Origin of the sequence: Chitinivibrio alkaliphilus ACht1, from assembly GCF_000474745.1 — a bacterium.
Lineage (GTDB): Bacteria > Fibrobacterota > Chitinivibrionia > Chitinivibrionales > Chitinivibrionaceae > Chitinivibrio > Chitinivibrio alkaliphilus.
The window spans coordinates 181,530-202,632 of sequence record NZ_ASJR01000001.1 but is presented as its reverse complement, the minus strand read 5'-3'; the positions used below and the strand labels follow the sequence as shown (position 1 = coordinate 202,632).

17 protein-coding genes and 1 tRNA gene are annotated in these 21,103 nt (G+C 45.3%); 11 read left to right on the top strand and 7 right to left on the bottom strand.

The window, feature by feature from the left end; all coding sequences use genetic code 11:
• The first annotated feature begins 70 nt into the window (after positions 1–70).
• Positions 71–1,297, top strand: coding sequence for a bifunctional folylpolyglutamate synthase/dihydrofolate synthase (locus tag CALK_RS00865; protein ID WP_022635746.1), 1,227 nt, complete (start codon positions 71–73; stop codon positions 1,295–1,297).
• Here CALK_RS00865 and CALK_RS00860 read toward each other — a convergent pair.
• The 6 genes from CALK_RS00860 to CALK_RS00835 form a co-directional block, all read right to left on the bottom strand.
• On the bottom strand, positions 1,282–1,563 hold the full coding sequence (locus tag CALK_RS00860; RefSeq protein WP_022635745.1) for a PilZ domain-containing protein: 282 nt from the start codon (positions 1,561–1,563) through the stop codon (positions 1,282–1,284). The genes CALK_RS00865 and CALK_RS00860 overlap by 16 nt on opposite strands.
• A 53-nt stretch (positions 1,564–1,616) precedes the next feature.
• On the bottom strand, positions 1,617–4,130 hold the full coding sequence (locus tag CALK_RS00855) for a glycogen/starch/alpha-glucan phosphorylase (RefSeq protein ID WP_022635744.1): 2,514 nt from the start codon (positions 4,128–4,130) through the stop codon (positions 1,617–1,619).
• Positions 4,131–4,230: 100 nt separating this feature from the next.
• A complete protein-coding gene (locus CALK_RS00850; RefSeq protein WP_022635743.1) occupies positions 4,231–5,019 on the bottom strand; it encodes a YdcF family protein in 789 nt (262 codons plus the stop codon).
• A 19-nt stretch (positions 5,020–5,038) separates the two neighbouring features.
• Positions 5,039–6,316, bottom strand: coding sequence for an adenosylmethionine--8-amino-7-oxononanoate transaminase (gene bioA / locus CALK_RS00845; protein ID WP_034636114.1), 1,278 nt, complete (start codon positions 6,314–6,316; stop codon positions 5,039–5,041).
• The gene (bioD, locus tag CALK_RS00840; RefSeq protein ID WP_022635741.1) at positions 6,309–7,034 is read right to left on the bottom strand and encodes a dethiobiotin synthase; all 726 of its coding nucleotides are present in this window, start codon (positions 7,032–7,034) and stop codon (positions 6,309–6,311) included. The genes bioA and bioD overlap by 8 nt, the downstream gene beginning before the upstream one ends.
• Positions 7,034–7,999: a hypothetical protein gene (locus tag CALK_RS00835; protein ID WP_022635740.1), complete on the bottom strand. Its 966-nt coding sequence runs from the start codon at positions 7,997–7,999 to the stop codon at positions 7,034–7,036. Before CALK_RS00835 ends, bioD begins: the two co-directional genes overlap by 1 nt.
• Positions 8,000–8,087: 88 nt before the next feature.
• Here CALK_RS00835 and folE point away from each other — a divergent pair, with 88 nt between their 5' ends.
• The 10 genes from folE to csrA all read left to right on the top strand — a co-directional run bounded on the left by folE (position 8,088) and on the right by csrA (position 19,300).
• Positions 8,088–8,633: a GTP cyclohydrolase I FolE gene (folE, locus tag CALK_RS00830; protein WP_022635739.1), complete on the top strand. Its 546-nt coding sequence runs from the start codon at positions 8,088–8,090 to the stop codon at positions 8,631–8,633.
• A 52-nt stretch (positions 8,634–8,685) separates the two neighbouring features.
• Positions 8,686–8,772, top strand: a tRNA-Leu gene (locus tag CALK_RS00825).
• Between the two features lie 286 nt (positions 8,773–9,058).
• On the top strand, positions 9,059–13,264 hold the full coding sequence (locus tag CALK_RS00820; RefSeq protein ID WP_022635738.1) for a hypothetical protein: 4,206 nt from the start codon (positions 9,059–9,061) through the stop codon (positions 13,262–13,264).
• Positions 13,265–13,394: 130 nt separating this feature from the next.
• On the top strand, positions 13,395–14,237 hold the full coding sequence (locus CALK_RS11820; protein WP_022635737.1) for a transglycosylase SLT domain-containing protein: 843 nt from the start codon (positions 13,395–13,397) through the stop codon (positions 14,235–14,237).
• Positions 14,230–14,703, top strand: a complete 474-nt coding sequence (flgN, locus tag CALK_RS00810; RefSeq protein WP_022635736.1) for a flagellar export chaperone FlgN — start codon at positions 14,230–14,232, stop codon at positions 14,701–14,703. Before CALK_RS11820 ends, flgN begins: the two co-directional genes overlap by 8 nt.
• Positions 14,704–14,731: 28 nt before the next feature.
• Positions 14,732–16,405 (top strand): flagellar hook-associated protein FlgK, encoded by a 1,674-nt coding sequence (gene flgK / locus CALK_RS00805; protein ID WP_022635735.1) that lies wholly within the window; start codon positions 14,732–14,734, stop codon positions 16,403–16,405.
• 13 nt (positions 16,406–16,418) lie between these two features.
• The gene (gene flgL / locus CALK_RS00800) at positions 16,419–17,660 is read left to right on the top strand and encodes a flagellar hook-associated protein FlgL (RefSeq protein WP_022635734.1); all 1,242 of its coding nucleotides are present in this window, start codon (positions 16,419–16,421) and stop codon (positions 17,658–17,660) included.
• Between the two features lie 22 nt (positions 17,661–17,682).
• On the top strand, positions 17,683–18,531 hold the full coding sequence (locus CALK_RS00795; protein ID WP_022635733.1) for a flagellin: 849 nt from the start codon (positions 17,683–17,685) through the stop codon (positions 18,529–18,531).
• Positions 18,532–18,605: 74 nt separating this feature from the next.
• Positions 18,606–19,031 carry a flagellar assembly protein FliW gene (fliW, locus tag CALK_RS00790; protein ID WP_022635732.1) on the top strand — a complete coding sequence of 142 codons (426 nt, stop codon included), beginning with the start codon at positions 18,606–18,608 and terminating at the stop codon, positions 19,029–19,031.
• A 2-nt stretch (positions 19,032–19,033) separates the two neighbouring features.
• Positions 19,034–19,300: a carbon storage regulator CsrA gene (gene csrA / locus CALK_RS00785; protein WP_022635731.1), complete on the top strand. Its 267-nt coding sequence runs from the start codon at positions 19,034–19,036 to the stop codon at positions 19,298–19,300.
• Between the two features lie 2 nt (positions 19,301–19,302).
• Here csrA and CALK_RS00780 read toward each other — a convergent pair whose 3' ends face one another.
• Complete coding sequence (locus tag CALK_RS00780) at positions 19,303–21,021, bottom strand: hypothetical protein (RefSeq protein ID WP_022635730.1); 1,719 nt, start codon at positions 21,019–21,021, stop codon at positions 19,303–19,305.
• Positions 21,022–21,103: the final 82 nt, after the last annotated feature.

The following is a 21,103-nucleotide window of genomic DNA, read 5'->3' as shown; positions in this document are numbered from 1 at the left end:
CTCCAATGTATTATATTGGTGTGAAAAAATATATTATGTTGGGATATGAACAAAGAGGAAAAGACCACAAATGAATAAAGAGGCTGTTCTGAAAGATATCTTTCTCCGTCGTCGCCGTGGCATACGTCCCGGGTTGGAACGAATGAAACGAGTTCTTCATGCTGTGGGAGATCCTCAGAAACGATATGGGGTGATTCATATTGCCGGTACCAACGGGAAAGGCTCCTCTTCAGCTATGGCTGCGGCGGTTCTTCGGGCAGCAGGGTTTCACACGGGGCTGTTTACTTCACCCCACATCTGTGATTTTCGAGAACGTTTTTGTATTAATGGTACGCCTGTTGCAGATACAGAGTGGATGACTCTATGGGAAGAAGTACGGCCCCTGTGTGATCGTGAAGAGCTAACTTTTTTTGAAATATCAACCCTCCTTGCCCTCCTGCTTTTTGCAGCCCATAGGTGTGAATGGGTTGTTCTTGAAACAGGTATGGGGGGACGCCTTGATGCGACAAACTGTCTTATCCCAGAGGTTGCCTGTATCACTTCAATCTCCATGGATCATATGGAGTATCTGGGAAACACTCTAACAGAAATTGCCGAGGAGAAATTGGGTATCGTCAAACCGGGCGTGCCCGTGGTGGTAAGTGCGCTCAATAGTACTGCTGTGCATGAGCAGGGAAAAAGGCGAGCCCACGAAATAGGAGCTACGTATATTCCGGGGATGCGGCCACTTCATGTACGGTTTGAAGGGGCAGTGCAATATATTACGTATGAATATGGCGAGGAGTATATGCTTCCTTTGTTGGGGGAGGTACAAGCTTCGAATTTAGGAACGATTATTCCGGCTTTGAAACAGGTAGGTATTTCCTCGGAGATTATTCGTACAGGCATACAAGATGTTTATATTCCAGCACGTATAGAACGGTTTATGCACGGAGGGAAGGAGTATCTTTTTGATACGTGTCATACACCGGAGGCGGTTGAGAATGTATGCCGTCTCGTTTCAGACAGCAATGACTGGGGGTGTATCATTGGCATGATGAAAGACAAGGATTATACGGGGGTTCTTTCCATCGTAGAAAGAACCTTTAAAGACATAGCAGCCATTCGGCTTACTACTCCTCGCAGCCTTTCACCGGCATTACTACAACAGCAGATACCCCGTGCTCACTGTTGCGATACCTTTCAAGATGCATCAGCGTATCTTAGTAACTGCTCCAAAATTCTGGTTATGGGATCATTCTACACGGTGGAACAAGGATATTACGCCGTAGGACGTCGTCCTTACGACTCAGTATAGTCCGGTTCACTCCCTAAAAATCGAAGGCCGTATGACATGGCGCCTGCTTCATTTTTTTGCGCCCAGATAAGCTCTGCACGGTACTCGCTTTTATCACGATCCTTGAGGCGCATTACAATGGTGATCGGCTCTTCAGTTTCAAAGCTGATACCTGTCTCTGATATATTGAGCCCCTGTGCGGCAATGACATCAGCATCAATAATAAATTCAACGGGACGATCAAGCTTTTTGCGCGGGGCTCGGTCTTGAGTGTTGTTTTCATCCATGTGGTAACTCCTTTTGATCGGGAGAAGCGGGGGGTTCTCCCCCGCTGTGCTCCTTACGCTTCAACATCTTTCACTGGTAGGGGAGTAACATCCCAAATTTCTTCAGCATACTGCGAAATTGTCCGATCGGAAGAGAATTTTCCAATCCGCGCAGCATTAAGTATTGATTTTCGTGCCCACTCATCAGGGTTATCTCGATAGAGTTCATGTACCTTCTCTTGCGTATCGATGTACGCATCAAAATCAGCCGTCACGAGGAAGTTGTCCTCGTAAAGAAGGTTATTAACAATATCACGGAATATATCTCCCTCATCCTGAGAGAAATAGTTATGACTAATTAAGTCGATAACCCGTTTTAAGCGAGGAGACGTCTCATAATAGTGAAAAGGATTATGTCCTTCTTCATAAACTTTCTGGACATCTTCATTGCGCAGTCCAAAAATAAACATATGTTCCTCTCCAATTTCTTCAGCCATCTCAACGTTTGCACCGTCCATGGTTCCTATGGTAAGGGCTCCATTGAGAGCAAACTTCATATTCCCCGTACCGGAAGCTTCTTTCCCCGCTGTAGAAATCTGTTGCGATAAATCTGCCGCCGGGATAAGGTATTGTGCGGCTGATACACGATAGTTCGGTACAAAGTAGAGACGAAGCAGTCCATCAGTATCAGGATCTTCATTTATTATACGGGAAACATTGTTAATCAGTTTTATAATTTGTTTCGCCATATAATAGCCGGGAGCAGCCTTTCCGCCAATCATGATTGTTTGCGGTACAAAGCCCTCGGTATGCCCATCCTTAATTTTTAAATAGAGATGGATCGTATGAAGCACCTTGAGCAGTTGACGCTTGTACTCATGAATACGTTTTATTTCCACATCAAAAAACATGGATGGATCGAGGTCAATATTATCCCATTTTTTCAGTTTCGCAGCAAGGCGCTTCTTGGCACCAAACTTATACTCCATCCATTGTTTCTGAAAGGCAGGATCATCTGCAAAGGGCTCAAGTTTTTTCAGCTGAGAAAGATCTTTGCGCCACTCCGTACCGATCTTTTCAGAGATAAAGTCCGAGAGAGGTCTGTTTGCCTGGTGAAGCCATCTGCGGGGGGTTATACCATTGGTTTTGTTATTGAATTTCTCTGGCCACATTTCATAGAAATCACGAACAAGCCCCTCTTTTAAAAGCTTTGTATGTAGTGCCGCTACTCCGTTTACACTATGACTTCCAACGATGGCAAGATAGGCCATACGCACCATTTTTTCCGGTCCCTCTTCAATAATAGACATACGACGCAGACGATCATCATCACCGATAAACCGGAAGGATACTTGACGAAGAAAGCGACTGTTTATCTCATAAATTATTTCCATATGGCGGGGAAGTAGGTTGTGCATAAGGGCAACAGACCACTTTTCGAGAGCTTCCGGAAGAAGTGTATGGTTTGTGTAGGCAAAGGTCTTCTGGACAATTCCCCATGCATGATCCCATTTCAGTTTGTACTCATCAACAAAGAGGCGCATGAGTTCTACCACGGCAATGGCTGGGTGCGTATCATTCAGCTGTATTGCATTTTTCTCTGCAAAATTATCCAAGGAATCATTGGCTTTGAAATGTCTGCGAATAATATCTTGCAGGGATGCAGAGGTGAAGAAGAATTGCTGCTTGAGACGCAGTTCTTTTCCACTATGATTATTATCATTGGGATAGAGTACTTTGGAAATGTTTTCACTGTTGATTTTATCTTCACATGAGCCGATGTAGTCACCCTGATTGAAATCGGCAAGATCAAACTCATCAATGGCTTTACTTGACCAAAGACGCAAGGTGTTTACGGTGTTATTTTTGTATCCCGGAATGGGGACATCGTAGGCCAAAGCCATAATATCTTTTGTGTCGTAGAGGGTGCGTCGTTCCGTGCCATCATAATCTTTATAGGTGCCAGCATGTCCGTAAAAGCGAATCCGATATTGATATTCTGGTCGCTCTATTTCCCAGGGATTACCATTAATAAGCCATTGCTCGGGGATCTCCTGCTGATAGCCGTTAATGATTTTCTGCATAAAAATCCCATATTCATAGCGAATCCCATAGCCAATAGCAGGCAGTTCAAGGGTTGCCATTGAGTCGAGAAAGCATGCAGCGAGACGACCAAGACCACCATTTCCCAGTCCTGCATCAATCTCTTCATCTTCTAATTCCTCAAGGCTTAAACCGAGCTTTTCCATGGCATCCTTCGATTCATAGGTAATACCAAGGTTCGAGATGTTATTTCCTAAAAGACGGCCCATGAGAAATTCCAGGGAGAGGTAATAACACCGTTTGGGGTTTTCAGATGCGTAGGTCTTTTGGGTTTGAATCCATCGCTCAACCAAGCGGTCTCGAATTGCAAAGGAGAGCCCATTAAAACTGTCAACGAGGGTTGCTGTTTCTGAGTCCTTTGCGAGATTATACTTAATCTTGTTAAGAAAACTATTCTTGATGCCTTCCGCATCCATGTCCTTTGATGTAAATTCCCAATTTTCTGTTTTGGGAGAGAGATTTTTTACTGCTCGTTTTTTACCCATAAGAGGGCCTCCTTTTTTCCTGAAGAAGTAAATGGTACATACTATACCATAGATTTTTGTAAATGCTACTACTTCGTAAAAATTGTTCTAATTCAAAATACTACAGGGGGTTTCGTGAAGGGAGAAAACTTTCTGTTTTTCCACTCAGGAAGTATGCAAAAAGGCCGAGCCACTCCCGCCACGCATGGCGAAGCAGAGAGAGATTCTGGGCAAAATTCCAGGTGATAATTTCAAGATTTTCACCACTGCTACGGTAATCTGTTGGGTAAGGAGTGGGGGAGAAATTAAAGGCAGCACATACTTTCATAGCACGAACCATGTGTGCCGCACTTGTAACTAAGAGCCACTCTCCCTGGAGAATTTCCGGGTGTTTCTCCACACTGTTGCGAATGTTTTCATAGGTGTTTCTGCTCTCATTTTCAAAATGAATGCGCTTGAGGTCTACTCCGAGTTTTTCCATAACCATGCGTCCAACCTCCGATTCTCCATAGGCTTGACGAGTAAGAGAACCACTTCCCCCGGAGTAGATGAGTTGTGCGTGGGGGTAGTGGTTTGCCAGGCTGGCAAAGGTGATAAGCCGTTCTCCGGCTTCATTCAGCTGTGGTGCCCCCCGATACTCCGTATGAACGGGACGTTCACTTCCTCCCAGGAGTATCACCCCATCGATATGTTCGGGAAGTTTTGCTGGACGGGGGTGGTGGTTTTCCAAGGGGGCGATAAGCCATACGCCAAGGGGGAATATGAGTATAAACGTTGCACAGAATGCTAAGAAGAGACCGCAATAGCGAGCTGCATGGTATCGTTTTCGAAGCAGAAGTAGTACGGTACAACAGAGTAGAAGATACAAGAGTGTATCGGGGGCGGCGAGGGCCCAAAAAAGCTTTGCCACCGTAAAAAAAGAGTATCCATCACTCAGAAAGTACTCGTACCACAGCTGAACAAAGAGATGTAAGCTCTTCCGGAGTTATAATAAAAGGTGGCATGAGATAGACCAGGGTTCCAAAGGGACGAACCCATACCCCTTCTGCGACAAACCGTTCTTGTATCGTAACCGGGTCAACAGGGGCGGTCATTTCTATGACCGCAATGGCTCCAAGACATCGGACATCAGCCACTGAAGGAAGAAGTGCAAGTTTCGAAAGTTGTGTGTGCATCTGCTGTTCTATACGGATAACGCGCTCTTTCCATGGCTCGGTACGGAGCAGGTTCAGGGATGCTCTGGCCACAGCACAGGCGAGAGGATTTGCCATAAAGGTTGGTCCGTGCATGAGCGGTTGTCCCTGATGACATGCCCCATGGGCCACTTCTTCTGTTGCGAGGGTTGCTGCTAAGGTAAGGTATCCTCCCGTCAGGGCTTTTCCCACACAGCAGATATCAGGGGATATACCGCCATGATTACATGCAAAAAGCTCTCCTGTTCTGCCAAACCCCGTGGCGATTTCATCGGCAATGAGGAGCACATCATATTCTGAGCAAAGACGTCGTACTTCCCGCAGGTATGCCGGACTGTAGATGTTCATACCGCCTGCGCCTTGAATAATCGGTTCAAGAACAAAGGCGGCACATTCTCCATGATAGGTCTCAAAGGCTTTTTTTAAGGCATCTACGTCATTTTGGTAGAGGGTTTCCTCAGAAAAGGGAGTTACCGGAGCAGGAATGGAAATTTGTTTGGGGAGAATCCCCATAAAGAGGGAGTGCATACCTGTTTCAGGATCGCAAAGAGACATTGCTCCCGTAGTATCTCCATGATATCCCTTACGAAGAGATATGAAACGGTGTTTTTCCGGCCGCCCCGTGCCGTACCAATATTGCACGGCCATTTTCATGGCCACTTCCATGGAGACGGAGCCGGAATCAGCCAAAAACACCCACTCTAATCCCTGTGGGGTGATTTCCACCAGCTCCTTGGCAAGTTCAACAGCCGGTTCGTGGGTTAATCCTCCAAACATAACATGGCTCATGGCATCGGCCTGCTCATGAAGTGCTTTATCAAGTACGGGATGGCCATATCCGTGTATAGCAGCCCACCATGATGACATGCCGTCTATCAGGCGGGTTCCATCACGGAGAATAAGGGTTGAGCCTTCTGCACCTGCCACAGGAAGCACTGGCTGCGGTGCTGTTGTAGAGGTGTACGGGTGCCACAGATGGGTACGATCGTACGCAAGAAGTTCTCTATCAGTCATCATACGCATATAATCTTTCTATAATAGTCTTACATTCAGAGGCATAGGTGTGAGGAAGCTCCTCGGGACGCGGGGTATATCCCATATGTCCTAGCAGGGGGAGTTTTGTTGTACTGTGTATATAGCGCATATTGTCCTTGGATATTTCAACATTGAGAGCATCTTGCTGTTGATCTCCTTCCTTTACAATAATTCCTGCTATGGGGATTGCACGGTGGGAGAGTGATTCCACCGCTGAAAGAGTTTGAGATATGGCTCCGAGAGTATTGGGAAGTAGTAGTACTGCGGGTATCCCCAAAGCACCTATCATGTCAGCCATGGTCTCTGTTTCAGACAAGGGAGATAAGATTCCTCCGGCAGTTTCAAGAAGTACCATGTCATATTTGCTGCGCAGACGCTGAAAACATTCTGCTATATAAGAGATGTCAATGGGGGTTTGAGCCTTTTGCGCTGCCAAATGGGGAGAACAGGGGGGGGCAAACACGTAGGGAACATGATCTCCCGGAATCGGTGGTGTTGGTTGGTTAGCCCGAGCATAACAGGCAGCCAAATCTTCTGCCAGCCACTCCCCATTTATATTTTTAGAGGCACCGGTCTGCACTGGTTTCATTACGGCAGAACTGCGTTTTTGCCGTTGTAAGTGATGAAAGAGGGCAGCAACGACCTGGGTTTTACCTGTATCCGTGTTTGGTGCAACAATAGCAAAGGCGTGCCCCATTACTGATACTCCCACCGTACGGAAAGGGTTATGGGATCGTCGGGAAGACCGCGCCACAAATCCATTTCCTCAAAAATGGAGAGACGATTATGGCGAGATCTGCCGAGGGGGCCTTCTATAGAAATAGAATCAATTTCGCCTTGCGCTGTAATAGAGAAGGTAAGGTCTACATAGGGCTCATCGGTAAAGTAGGTATCAAGGGAGAGAGTTTCTGATTTTAAAAGGAAGGGGATAAAATACTCTTTCATGAGTGTTTTATTGTCAAGGTCTTCTGTAGCTTTTTCCAGAGAGTTCAGCAAGGCCTTTCGAAGAGTGTTGGCAGGAGTGTCAGAGGAGAGACAGGGAGGATAATCACGAGTGCGTCGTATCATGTTATATGCACCAAGGGGAAAAAATTCTCCTAAGTCTCCTTCATATGGTTGATATGTACGTCCTTGAAAGGAGAGAGTTGCCGTATCTATGCGAGCACTGACCCCTTCGCGAAACCCTTCGGGATTTTGAAAGAGACAGGAATCACCAGGGGTAATAAATCCTTCTTTTAGGATGGCGAGATCGCTTATATGAAAAATATGGGAATCATCCTCTTCTCTGTAGAGCGGCGTCATAAACTCTTCACGAATCCACTCGATAGTGAGGGTGTCGCCATAAGGAAGAGCATAGTTTTTCTCTGCGTGACGGTATATATATCCGTTTTCTTTGATCTCAAGATGTTCACGCATGGAGAAATGTCCCCGCGAATATGTGTCTAACACCCAGAACCCATGATGTTCTTTAAGGAGTGAGTCCTGCTCAGTTTCGGTGTATTCGTGTCGTTCTCTTCGAGCTTCTGCTGTGGCAAGCCCTTCAAAAAGGGAGCTTATGCCATGTGCTATCTGAGAGCGAAAGAGAAAAAGTACCACCAATATCAGGAGTACTATGAGAGCATTTTTAGATCCTGCCGCAGAGTCGGCTTCTTTAAAGAACATATGAAACTCCATGAAGTAGAAAGATATGTTGAAAATATATATAATTTCACGTATTTTCAGTCAGATATAATTTAACTGTGGAACAGCCATGATTGATGAAAGTATTCGTTCTATCCTTACAGCGGTGGGAGAAAACCCAGATAGGGAAGGTTTAATAGATACCCCTCGTCGGGTTCGGAAAGCCTACGAGCATATCTTGGGAGGATATCAAATATCTCCGGAGGAATTGTTGCGTAATGCAATCTTTACCGAAGACGTGAATCACATGATTATCGTGCGCGATATTGAGATCTATTCCATGTGTGAACATCACATGTTGCCTTTTTTTGGGAAAGTACATATTGGCTATATTTCTGAAAACCGGGTCTACGGAGTGAGCAAGCTTGCCCGTGTGGCAGATGCCTTTGCTCGGCGCCTTCAGGTGCAGGAGCGCATGACCCAACAGATAGCCGATACCATCATGGCGCCCATTGGTGCAGAAGGGGTTGGGGTTGTCGTAGAGGCAAAACATCTTTGTATGATGATGCGCGGTGTGGGTAAACAAAATTCTGTTATGACAACCTCAGCCATGCTCGGGTCATTTCGGGAAGATCAAAAAGTGCGGGATGAATTCCTTCGTTTAATTGGAAAATAAAAAAACTGACTCTTTGCACGTGCATCCTTATATATTAAGGGCGTTCGTACAAGCCCAGGTGGTGGAATTGGTAGACACTGGGGACTTAAAATCCCTTGGCTATTAAACAGCCGTGCCGGTTCAAGTCCGGCCCTGGGTATTCTTTTCTACAGAATCCCAATTTTCGTTTCTATACTACACAATAAAACACAAGCTTCATTGTCGTTTGTTTCTTAACAAAAAAGCGTTTTTTTGTTGACAAAATTACAAAAGGCAGTTGATTTCTTTTTTTTCTCTATATTGATCCCAAGCATTATGCAAAGGTTTCCCTTGCGTTTATGTGAAATAGCTTTGTTAAAAACAGTATTAGTTTGGGGGTCTATCATGGTGTGGTATAGACGGATTGTTTTTTTCTTCTTCTCTGTGTCAGTATACCCGGTGAGGTGTTGGCATTTTCAGAAAACAGTTCCTCTGATGTGGATATAGAAGATTTGAATCTTGCCATAATATGGAATAGAAATACGCGGATGGATCAAACCAATACCCCCTATACTCTTTGGAGAAGCCTAGTGGACCTTACCGATCCAGAAGAAGAACAGGGATGGCGAGAAGCTCCTGAAGTTGGTATGGCGCAATTACATTTTTTTATTTCAGCCATCTCCGGTGGGCGTATCCCCGTGGATGAAAATAACTCCCTGGATACAGCGGGAGTTGTAACTGAACTCTCCTTTGGTGAAGGGATACCTGTGGCTGGACATGGGACAATTTTGAATACGATTGCCATATACAACAACGATCACTTCCAGTCCGATAATCTGAGCCTTGATCGATTGATTAGTGATTTTCAGGGAGAAAGCCCCGATGCCATTATCTACATTAATGGAGGGTACGAATGGGGAAGTCATACTGATGGGATGTATCAGTTGCTTCTTGATGCGGCAGAAGAAGGAATTGGTATTCTGCAAATTGGAGATATATCTGCCACAGAAGCAGTAAATATCGATCCTGAGAAAACCTCTTTTCCGGTCATGGGAGTTCAGAATTGGTATCGTTTTACCACATATTCCGGATCGGTAATTACCGATTTTAATCTTTTGACAGAAAATGATGATGCAGATTGGGAGCGGGGAAACGAGGTATACCTTCAGTATGAGCAATCTCCCGGAGGAGGCTATCCTCATATCTATCGTATATATGAAGGAGAGGATGATACGGGGCGTCTTTTGTATGAGCGTCGTGTAGATACAGAAGGGTATGATGCTGCAGGAACATGGCTTGACCGGCAACCCTTTGATGGACCTGCAAGGGTAAATGAACTTGACATGAATGATCTTGACATTACCATAAACCACGGAAACTCCGGTCACTGGTCGATCGATGCGAAGGCTGTGGAAATTATTACAGAAGATATTTACGGCCCCGCCATGCGCGCAGGGGTTCATCTGAACACGGAGCTCGTTGTTGGATGGGATCAAGCAAGCAACTCAATTCGTCTGATTGAATCAGTTCTCTGGCAGAATCAGTTTGCTGGAGATGTGTACTGGGGCTCATCTTTTATGATAGAAGATGAAATTCTTGCCGATCCCGGCGACCCGCTCCCCACACCTGTGGGAGGCTGGAATAGTCTGGGAGAGTATGAGACAGATACGGAGAGTTTCCGTTTTGACCAAGATTATACAGTGACCCATAATGGGCGTGAGTACTTGATTATTTCTGCAGGTACTCGAATAAAAGCCTTTCCACCCCAGGGAGGACCGGGGGAAGAGTTGGTCAGTACGGCCCCTGAAGGTACACCACGTAACTATGTTCCGCAGTTTGCCGCAGGTGGGTATGAGGATATGAAAATACTCCTGTTCCCTGAAGGGGAAACGGAATCAATTTTTGAAAATGTATTTCCCTCCTTGGCCGGAGTGAGGGAACTTCCTTTTCGTGATTGGGAGCATACCGGGGAGCGTACGGGGCGGTTGCGGGCTTCAGCTGATATTTGGGCTTTTAATGAACAATTGCGTCTCCGAAGTTTCGAAGATCTTTTAGATGGTGGTGATTTTGATACGGAGGCATACTATGTGAACTATTTGGGAAAGCAGGTTGCCGGAAGAGACGGGGTTTTGCATTTTACCCGCCCTGCTGAAAATCAGGATGAATTTGTCGATCTCTTTAACAACAAGCGCCAAGATCTCTTGGGCTATGATGCCGATGGTAAAATATATAATACCATATCGGTGGTGCAGACTGGGCGTCGCCGTTTAGGCATGCTTGGATTCCAGCCATCCTACCTTGCAGATGTGGATTTGGCGCATCTTCTGTTACAGGATATTACTAAATGGATTGCCGTGGATGACTGGCGATACCCAGATCCGTCAATTCATCTTCGTCACCATGGGAATACAACAATTGCCCAGGAAGATGAACGTGTTTTTACGACCCTCGATACAGTTAAAGTTATTGTTGATTTTACGGTAAAAGGGCCGGATATCCGCAGTTCAACTTACGATATGGTTCTTACGGCTGAGTATAATGGTACCCCGTATGAATGGCGAAAAAGTGTAACACGGAAGCCCAATGTTCCCGTGGATACCTTTACCTTTTCTTTACGGGAGCAGTTTAAGGTTGATCCTTCGGCGAATCAGGATGAGCAACGTCGTTTGCACCTCTCTGCAGAGGTAGAACCCACATCGCAGAGATTTCTTGAGGGGGCTGCCTCCGTGGGATTGGTGTATCGAAAATTACAGCCTCCACAGTTCACACCGCCTTCAGGTGAATTTGAGCAAGAGCTTCTTGTTAATCTCCGATCTCCTGAAAATGATATTGATGGAGATCCCGTTGTGGGGGATGTTTTCGTAGATGTTGTTGCTCCCACAGAAGAGCGCGGTACTTCTCCCCATGAATACATCCTGCGTCAAGCAGGACGGATTAGAGCCTTTTCTGCCAAAGAGGGGTATTTGCACTCACGGGAAGAAGAGAGTGATACTTTTGTTCAACAGCAAGTTGCTGTCTTAGATATCTCACCAGAGCAGGGGAGTGCCTTTGGAGAGGCTCTTCTTGTTCAGGTTTCATCAAACGTGTCTCCCATTTTCTATCGAATTGATGGCGGAGAAACGCAATCCATAGATCATACGGAGGGGGCATTTTCGGTGTCAAGGGGAGATCCTCAGCCTGGAGATAGCAGTGCCGTGCAGGTAGAAGTATGGGTTGATGGGGACGATATTGTTATTGGTACGCACGAAGAACGAACGTATTATCGTCGTCGTCTCCCCGCTGTCGCAATTTCTCCGGAGAGTGGTGACTATGCTGATGAGGAATTGGCTATACAGATACAGAGCTTTGCATCACCGGACAGTACACAAATCTATTATGCCACCACCCAACCTGTTTCTGAGCATCTCCAGGAGTATACGGGAAGCTTTTTTCTTCCTCTTGATGGGGCGGTGTATGCACAATCAATTGTAGACCCTGCGGTCGTTTCTGAAAATGGTGTGGGAGGGTGGTTGCCTTCCCCTGTGGAAGAACGCCAGTATGATCGTGTTGTTTCGGGAGCACAGGATGGGAGTGCGTATTTTGATGCCTCTGCCGACGGCGTTATTGACTCTGCCGTGGTGGAGCTTGCAGCTCGATGGGAGGGGCTTTCTCTGCCTGATGAGATAGTATGTCAATTTCCAGGGAGTGAACAAACGGTTCAGGTACGCCATGATATTGCGTGGGAAGAGCCCCATAATATGGATAACCGACGTATTGTATTTCCCGTTTCAGGGTTTGAAGATATCCTCACCGGTTTTCCCACGGGAGAGTATATTCAATTAATTGGAGATCAGTATATTGGGAATGTTTCTGTTGCAGATTCTATTGCTCCGGTTATTGCACAAGCATGGTATGTGTCTGGAGAGCAACTTCTTGATGGGGAACGAAGTGAGGATACTTTGGAGGTACGTTTTAGTGAAGAAATATCCTCTATTTTGCCGGGACGTCCTGATAATGAAGGGCTTTTTTATCTTGGAAGTAGTTCCCAGCCGTATACGGGAGAATTTACGTATTATGATCAACCGGGAGATTCTACGTTCCGTTTTCTCGTAGAGAATCTTACTGGGCGTATGTATCCGCATCGTGGAGATAGTATTTGGGTACGAGTTTCTGCTGCTACAGATGTGGCTGATTATGCAGGAAACATTCAGGATAATCCGGCCAATCGTCGCGTGCCAATGGATGTGGAAGAGTTGCGCGTAAATGTTCGTATGGATGCATTTTGGATTGCCGATGTACCCGCCTTTTCTCCCATAACCTCCTACGAAGATGTGGGTACTCCCATAGATGGAACAGGTAGTGCTGTCTCCCTTGGAGGGATGATAGTGATTGATCCACAGGTTCCTTTTACGGAGGAACAGGCCCGTTCCTTAGATTTTGATGGCCAGTTAACGATTTTTGATGAGGTGGGAAATATTGTTATTTCAACGTCGGGACGACAGGACGATCGAAATAATATTGCTGTTTTTCCCCTGTTATACAATGGTCGATATGTTCTTGGTGTTGCGTGGGATGGCACAAATAGAAATGGGCGCGAGGTGCATACCCGTTCATATAAGGTGATGGCAGTCACCCGTTGGCCCGGAGTGGAGGCACCGGTTCGTGTGCAGGGAATGATCCCCGTAATTAAATAAGCATTGCTTCTCATAGGTCTATTTATTCCGAAAGGAGGGAAAAATTTTCCTCCTTTTTGTGTGGTACGCTCTTTTCCAGAAGATGTGATTATTGGTATAAAGGTTGCTTGTCAATGTAAATGGAGGTGCTATGATTGGTTCTGTCGAACGATACCGTATGATGCAAGGAGCCGACTTGGCTCATGATGCACGCCTTAAGGCTGTTGCTGGAGAGTTTCAGCAGATATTTACCGATATTATGGTGCGTTCCATGCGTGCCACCGTACCGCAAAATTCCCTTGTTCCTCAGAGTCTCGCTGAAGATATGTATCAACAAATGCTTGATTCTGAAATTGCCCGCCTGATGAGCGAGCAAGGTGACTCTTCTCTTTCACAAGGTATTATTCGCCAAGTATCGCCGGAACTGGCTCAAAACCATGAGAATACGTTGTCGGCTCTATCGCGCTTAAAGAGTGAGGGGCGGCCTCGCCCTTCCATAGAGAGGATCGATGGGCCTGAAAAATCACAGGTGTCTTCCGGTGATACCAATGAAGCAGGAGTAGAAAGACCGTCTTCTCCTGAAAAACGGTTGAGTTCTGTGGCGGCACAAACCACAGCAGCCTATGAACATATTATTGGCATGGCATCTCAGGAGTTTGCTGTTGATAAAAATATAATTGCTGCAATTATTCATGCGGAATCCTCTGGGCGGCCTCGGGCTCAGTCGCCTGCAGGGGCGAAGGGACTTATGCAGCTCATGGATGGAACTGCCCGCGATATGGGGGTTCAGGATAGCTTTGATCCTGTCGATAATATTCGTGGAGGAACTCGGTATTTTAAGAAAATGTATGAACGGTACGAAGGAGATCTTTCCTTAGCCTTAGCAGCATATAATGCCGGGCCTGGAAATGTTGATCGATATGGGGGGGTTCCTCCCTTTGGGGAAACACTCCGGTACATAGACACGGTGAAAGGATTGGCAGGATATGAGTGATACAACATCTTTTAAGGAATTGCGTCAACTTCTTACGAAGCAGCTTTCCGTACAGGAAGAAATATATCATGTTGCAAAGATGGTACAGGATACTGCTTTAGAGAAAGATGTAACTGGTCTTTCTGTTTCTGTGCAGCAACAAAATGGTCTTATTCACGCTTCAGATGAGTTAGAACGTCGGCGAAAAGTGTGTGTGGAGAAAATCAAGGGAATTCCCCCACGGGAGTATAGTTTACGAGCTGTAGCAGCGGTGGCTCCACCAGAAGAGGCTAGAAAAATACTCAGTCTTCGAAAAAAGCTTAAAGATGCGGTTCAGAAAAACCGATCTATTAGCACAGAGAACAGTCGGATTATAGAAGCAAATCTCGGCGCGATACAGAAAGATGTCGAAATGATTGCGGGACTTTCTGAGAGTGATTCCGGCTATACGCAGCGCCGAAAAAAAATATCAGCGCGAAGAATATGATAAATAGAAAGGCCTAAGGAGGCACATCATGGGCGGTTTTTCTTCATTAAATATCGGTAATAGAGCCCTGCATGCTTCGCAGATGGGGCTCAATGTTACCGGTCATAATATCGCCAATGCTGATGTACAGGGCTATTCTCGCAAACGTTTATCTCTCGGAGCAGATTATCGCCGCGATACTGCCCATGGCCAAATGGGATTCGGTGTAAATGTTATCTCCATTGAGCGTGTACGTGATACTCATCTGGATGCGCAGATTCGTGGACAGTTAATGGAAAAAGGTAATTATGAAGCCGTTGACAGTGCACTTCATACCGTGGAAGGCATTTTAAAAGAGCCGAGTGATTATGGTATTCAGCACTACATGGAAAAATATTTTGATGCATGGGATAACCTCGCAAATAATCCTGATGATCAGGCTGCGCGTGCCATGCTTCGTACTCAAGCTGACACCTTAACCAGTGTTTTTCAAAATGCTGATAAGGAATTACGAGAGTTGCAGAGTGGACAAAATGCTCAAATATCTGCAGAAGTGAACGAAACCAATAAGATTCTTCGTGAGATTGATACCTTGAATAAGGAGATTGTTTCCGTAGAATTGGCTGGACAAAATGCGAATGACAGCCGCGACAGACGTGACCAATTGTTAAAAGATCTTGCTGAACGTATTGATTATGATGTCCGTGAAAATGAGAGCGGTGCTATTAGCATTACCTCTGGAGGAAATATTCTTCTATCTCCCACGACTGTAAATGAGCTTGAAGTATACGAAAAACCCGGAGCTCGACAGGGTGATACTACCACCTTGTCGGTTCGAGTCAAGGCGAGTCGTCGTGAAATGAATATTACGGGGGGACGCATAAAAGGCTTAATGGATACCCGTGATTCCTATATTCCCGAATATCGTGATAAAATTGATACCCTTGCCATTAGCTTGACTGAAACAATAAATGAGCAACATCGTCAAGGGTATAATCTTAATGGATATACAGGATTTGATTTTTTCAACCCGGCAGTAACAGGTGCTTCTGATTTTGCTGTTGCAGATACAATTCAATCAAATACTGATAATATTGCCGCAGCGCGGGGCGGTTCCATCGATCGTGCTGGAACCAATGAGTTTTCCGTGGGTGAATTGAGCTCTGGTGAAGGATGGGTAAATCTCACTCGTGATGGCGTCACACAAGATGCAACAAATATTGTGAATGGTTCTGTGACAGTTACGGTAAGCCTCACCGGTGGTGATGAGGTTGTTCTTGAAGAGGGCGTTGATTATGCCGTGGATTACCGCAGTGGCCGTATCCAAATGTTAAATAGTGGCTATGATGGGAATGATAAAACAGTTGATTTTGATTATATGTCCGGTAATTTTCCCGGGCCGGGAAATAACGAAAATGCTGTTCGTATCGGGCAGCTTAGAGACTCTCTTACCATGGGTGAGGGCTCTCGTAAGAGCATGAGCTTTGGTGATTATTATGGATCATTTATTGGAGAGTTGGGCATTGACCGTGATGAGGCTTCTTCGAATCTAAAAACACGTACTGTCCTTATTCAAGAGTATGAGGAGCGACAGGATTCCATCGCCGGGGTGTCTCTTGATGAAGAGATGTCTAATCTTATACGATATCAACGAACATATCAAGCTGCTGCGAGGATTATAACTACCTCTCGAGACATGCTTGATATTCTTCTAAATCTCTAATCAGGGGGATGGGATGAGAACAACATTCAATACGGTGAATCGTCATACAAAATATGTAATTCAGGATCGCTATTCAGATCTTGCCCGATTACAGCGGCAACTTGCCACGGGGAAAAAGCTCGAACGTCCCTCCGACAGTCCTGTTGATACAACAAATACCTTGCGGTTTCGTTCGCAACGGTATCGTCTGGAACAGTATAAAAAAAATATGGAAGACGCGGAAGGCTGGATGAAAGTAACCGATACGGCCATGGCGAGTATGCATGATGTTATGAAACGGGCAAATGAGCTTGCTATCCAGGCGGATAACGACACCCTTTCTGATCAAGAACGAAACCAAATTGCGGAAGAGGTGGGACAATTGACCGTCCACATGGCCTCTCTAACGAATACCCGGTATAAGGGGAATTACATGTTCTCCGGTTCTCATACTGATTTGCCAGCGCGCCCTATGAATAGTTCTGTCGGTATTAATTCTGTTGATTATGAACGAAATGAGATGGCCTATTTTGATGGTACAAATCCGGTTGATCCCGGTGAGCCGAATACCTTTCGGTTTATCTCTCCTGAGGGGTCTCAAAATGAAAACAACCACCGTGCTATTGATCAAGTGATACCGGCCTCTTTTTCCCTTGTTGTTGACGGTGAAGAACTTCGTGAGGGAGAAGACTACTCCATTGATTATATGGCGGGAACCATAACCTTTATTCCCGATGCAGCGACACATGGTGCAGATCGCAATTTTGCCCCGGGGGAGGGGAATTATTCTCCCGGTGATATTCAAATGAACTTTGAATATGTGGGAGAGAGCGTGGACAAATATGGGTCTACTATTAGTACAAATTCTCGAGTGAAACGGGAGATTGAATCGGGTATTTCTGTCCCCGTAAATACCACTTTTTTTGATTTGCAAGTAAACAATTCCGTAGACCCTCTTAAATCTCTTATTGAATTTGGCTCTGCCCTCAAAGCCAATGATACCGACGCAATACAGGAATCCATGGATTCAATTCAGCAATCATCAAATCGTATTTTAAATGCCCAAGCAAGAAATGGTGCTCGGATTAATTTTGTTGAAACAACCATGGAACGTAATACTCGCCAACACGAGGAAACCATAGATCAGATCTCGAAGTTGGAAGATGCTGATTATGCTGAGATTGTTGCTGATTTTTCTGTCGCCCAGACAGTTTTTAATACGGCATTGCAATCGACTGCTCAAATTATGCAGCAGTCTCTTGTAAACTACATATAAGGATGTATTTCAAGGAGGAAATATGCCACGTATAAATCATAATATTCCCGCCATGGTTGCAGCAAATACGCTTATGCGGACAGAGCGACAACTTTCAAAATCAATTGAGCGTCTTTCCACAGGGCAGAAAATCAATTTTGCGTACGATGATGCTGCAGGATACAGTGTTTCTGAGCAAATGCGTATGGAGACCAAAAATCTACAAATGGGGAGTCAAAACATTGAAAACGGCCGCTCCTTACTTGATATTGTTGACGGAGGGTTAAAAGAGATTCAAGATATTGTGAATCGCCTGCGGGAGCTCGCCGTAAACTCTGCCAATGGAACCTTAACTCCCGATGATAGAGAGTATATCCAGAAAGAAACGGATCAACTGTTAGAAGAGATAGATCGTATATCGAATAGTACGGAGTTTAATGGAAACGCCTTAATCAACGGTGATGCTCCATGGGGGGAAGGACGTGGGGGAAAACTGCATATCGGTTCCGGCTTCGATAGCAATACGGACATCTTTTATATTCGATTGCATGATATGCAAGTTCATGAAGATGGACTTGATATTGCAGATATTGATCTTTCAAATCCCGATACTGCTCAGGAAGCAATTGGAAGACTTGACCAAGCTTCAAGCACCATAACCGGAGAGCTTGCCAATGTGGGAGCCTTTGGAAATCGTCTTAATCATGCAGCGCGAAATCAGGCTAGTATGACTCAGAATATTATTGCAGCAGACTCAATTATTCGTGATACGGATATGGCAGAAGAAACGGCAAAGCGTTCGCAGCTTACGGTGCTTCACAATGCCGGTGTAAGTGTTTTGGCACAGGCCAATTCATTTCCCCAGGATATTTTGCAACTGTTACAATTTTAAAAAGATACAATTCACCTTTTCTTAGAAGAAGTGAATAATATATACTTACATGTACAGAGAAGGATGGGTCGATTGTGGTAAAACAACCAGTGCAGAAGCAAACATACCTTGCCAGTGATATAATTCGCTTTCGAGAGGGTCTTCCGGGATTTCCCGAAAGAACACAATTTGTTATTGTGCAGGAAGAGGATATTTCTCCCTTTGAGTGGTTGTTAAGCGTTGGTGAAAATAATTTAGAACTTCGCTTTGCCATACTCAATCCGGTTTTTGTGTATCCAAATTACGAACCGGAGATTTCTGACGCCTATCTCCGTGATCTTGGCGTTACTTCCCCCGAAGATGTTCTATTGTACGTGATTGTTACGATTAATGATGATATGAAGAAGACAACGGCTAATCTCTCCGGCCCCGTTGTTATCAATAAACACACTGGAATGGCAAGGCAGGTTGTGCTTGATTCTGATAGATATAGTACAAAAGAGCCCTTGGTACGGGATTAATTATGCTTGTATTAACACGAAAAATTGATGAAGCAATACGTATTGGCGATGATATTGTTATAAAGATAGTACAAGCCAATAATAATTCAGTAAAAATAGGTATTGAGGCACCGCGGTCAGTTTCAATTAATCGTGAAGAAGTTTATCAACGCATACAGGAAGAAAACCGTCAAGCCTTACATGAGGCTGGTTCTAAGGCAGAAAAAACAATTAAAAATCTTGCTGATATTCTTAAAAATAACCGCCCGTCAAAAGATTCGGATCAATAATTTCATCCTCGAATATTCCACGAAAACCCCCATCGAAAAGTAACCCCCGGCATGGTGTAGCCCGGTGCATATGCATGAGCTCGGTTGAGCAGATTGTCCGCGCGAAGATAGAATCGAAAGGTTTTTATCTCGGCAGCAACTTTTGCCCCGATGTCAAGCACCTCATCCACCTGTCGCGTGTCTAGGATGTACTCCGTTTTGCCTCTGGCACTGTAGTAAATTGAGTGAAGGTCAAGTGAAACGGTGCGTTCGGCCTCTTGGGGGCTTATCAGGATACGCATGGCGTTTCTACTCGTCCAAAAGGGGCGAGCATTTCGCAGATGTGTATCATGAATAAGGGCAATCTGGGAAGATGGCTGAAGGGTTGTTCCGACTCCGATACTTTGGGTAGGTAGCTTAGATGGTCCTGTATTACCAGGAAAATAATAGGGGATTTCCTCTTCCGGTATTTCTTGTGCTGCAGCATAGGAGGATCGAAGCTGAATATTATCAAAGAGCAGTTCTCCTGTAATTCCTCCAGAAGTGATAGGGTATGGGGTAGAGGATCTCTCGGGGAGTAGTTCGTGATTGGTTGTAGCAAAGGGGTGTATACCTCGGTAGGAGTCTGCCCTTAGCCATGCGGAAAGATGCAAAGGATCTCTTGTATGGGATACGTGACTGCGTACAAGAGGAAAAAAATCTTTGTCATTGTTATCATTGGTGGTGTAGGCAAGACCGCCGTGCACGACCAATTTCATATTTTCGGTAGAGATGGAATCGCCAAGAATAAGAGCTGTACGTTTGTGTGAGTCGGTATGCTTTCCATAGTCTTCGGTTTGTTCATATTCTCCCGTAGCTGTAAGCAGAAGATGATGGCCCCCCGTTTGAAGGAATTCATATGATGCCTTTCCCCCCACATAGGTCTTTTCACCGGCATTACGTATCTGTATGGCCGGAGTTGTAAGATTTTGTCTGTTTCGATTTATTTCAGCACGTCCTGAAACTACTAGGGAGCCATGGGATGTGAAGAGCGGACGTTTTGCCGAGATCGATGTGTAATAATCACGATTTCGCACCCAATACGTTGTGTCGTTATCAACCACAGGATGCATGGGGCGAAGATCATGCTGAAAATCTCCATAGGTCACACGAAGCTGTGCATTATCTTGTATGTTGGTAAGCCCGAGAGTCGTTTGGTGTGCTTGGGAATATGGGTTAGTTCCGGTATCGGAGAGATGTTTTTCAGAAAAGCCAAGATTACGGTAAAATCGATACATATTTCCGCTATTATGATCAAATTCAGTACTGTCTAAAAACGAGTATGCCGTAGAGACGGAAAATACCACATCGGGGGATATATTGCGTCTCACGGTTGCATTAAGGGTATTACCTGAGAAGAGCCCTGTTTCGGTATGAAAGAAGACTTGGGTTGTCACGGGCGACGTGGTAAAGGCATTTTTTCGCGCAGGAGTCTGATTCCATGGAGCAAGAGAGAGTTTTCCCGGTTCAAGGGTATTGGTGTGTGGTTGGGGGAGAGTTGGGTTTTGTATCCCTCGAAGCTCTCCTGGCGGATGAAAAAAGAGTGGACGACCATGAAACATGGGGCGATTGAGGTGGGAACGGGGGGTGTAGTAGACAGGTGTATACTGGTGAGAATGAGCCAGGAGTTCTGTAACGTCATATCGGTCTGTGCGGAACTGTTGGTAGAATGAAATGTTTCGTCGGGGAAAATGATCATCCATGGTTTCGGGGGGGAAAAGAAGGGGCGCATCTCTTCTGCAAGTCGTTCAAGAAGTATGGGACGCATGGAATCTTCGTGTAATT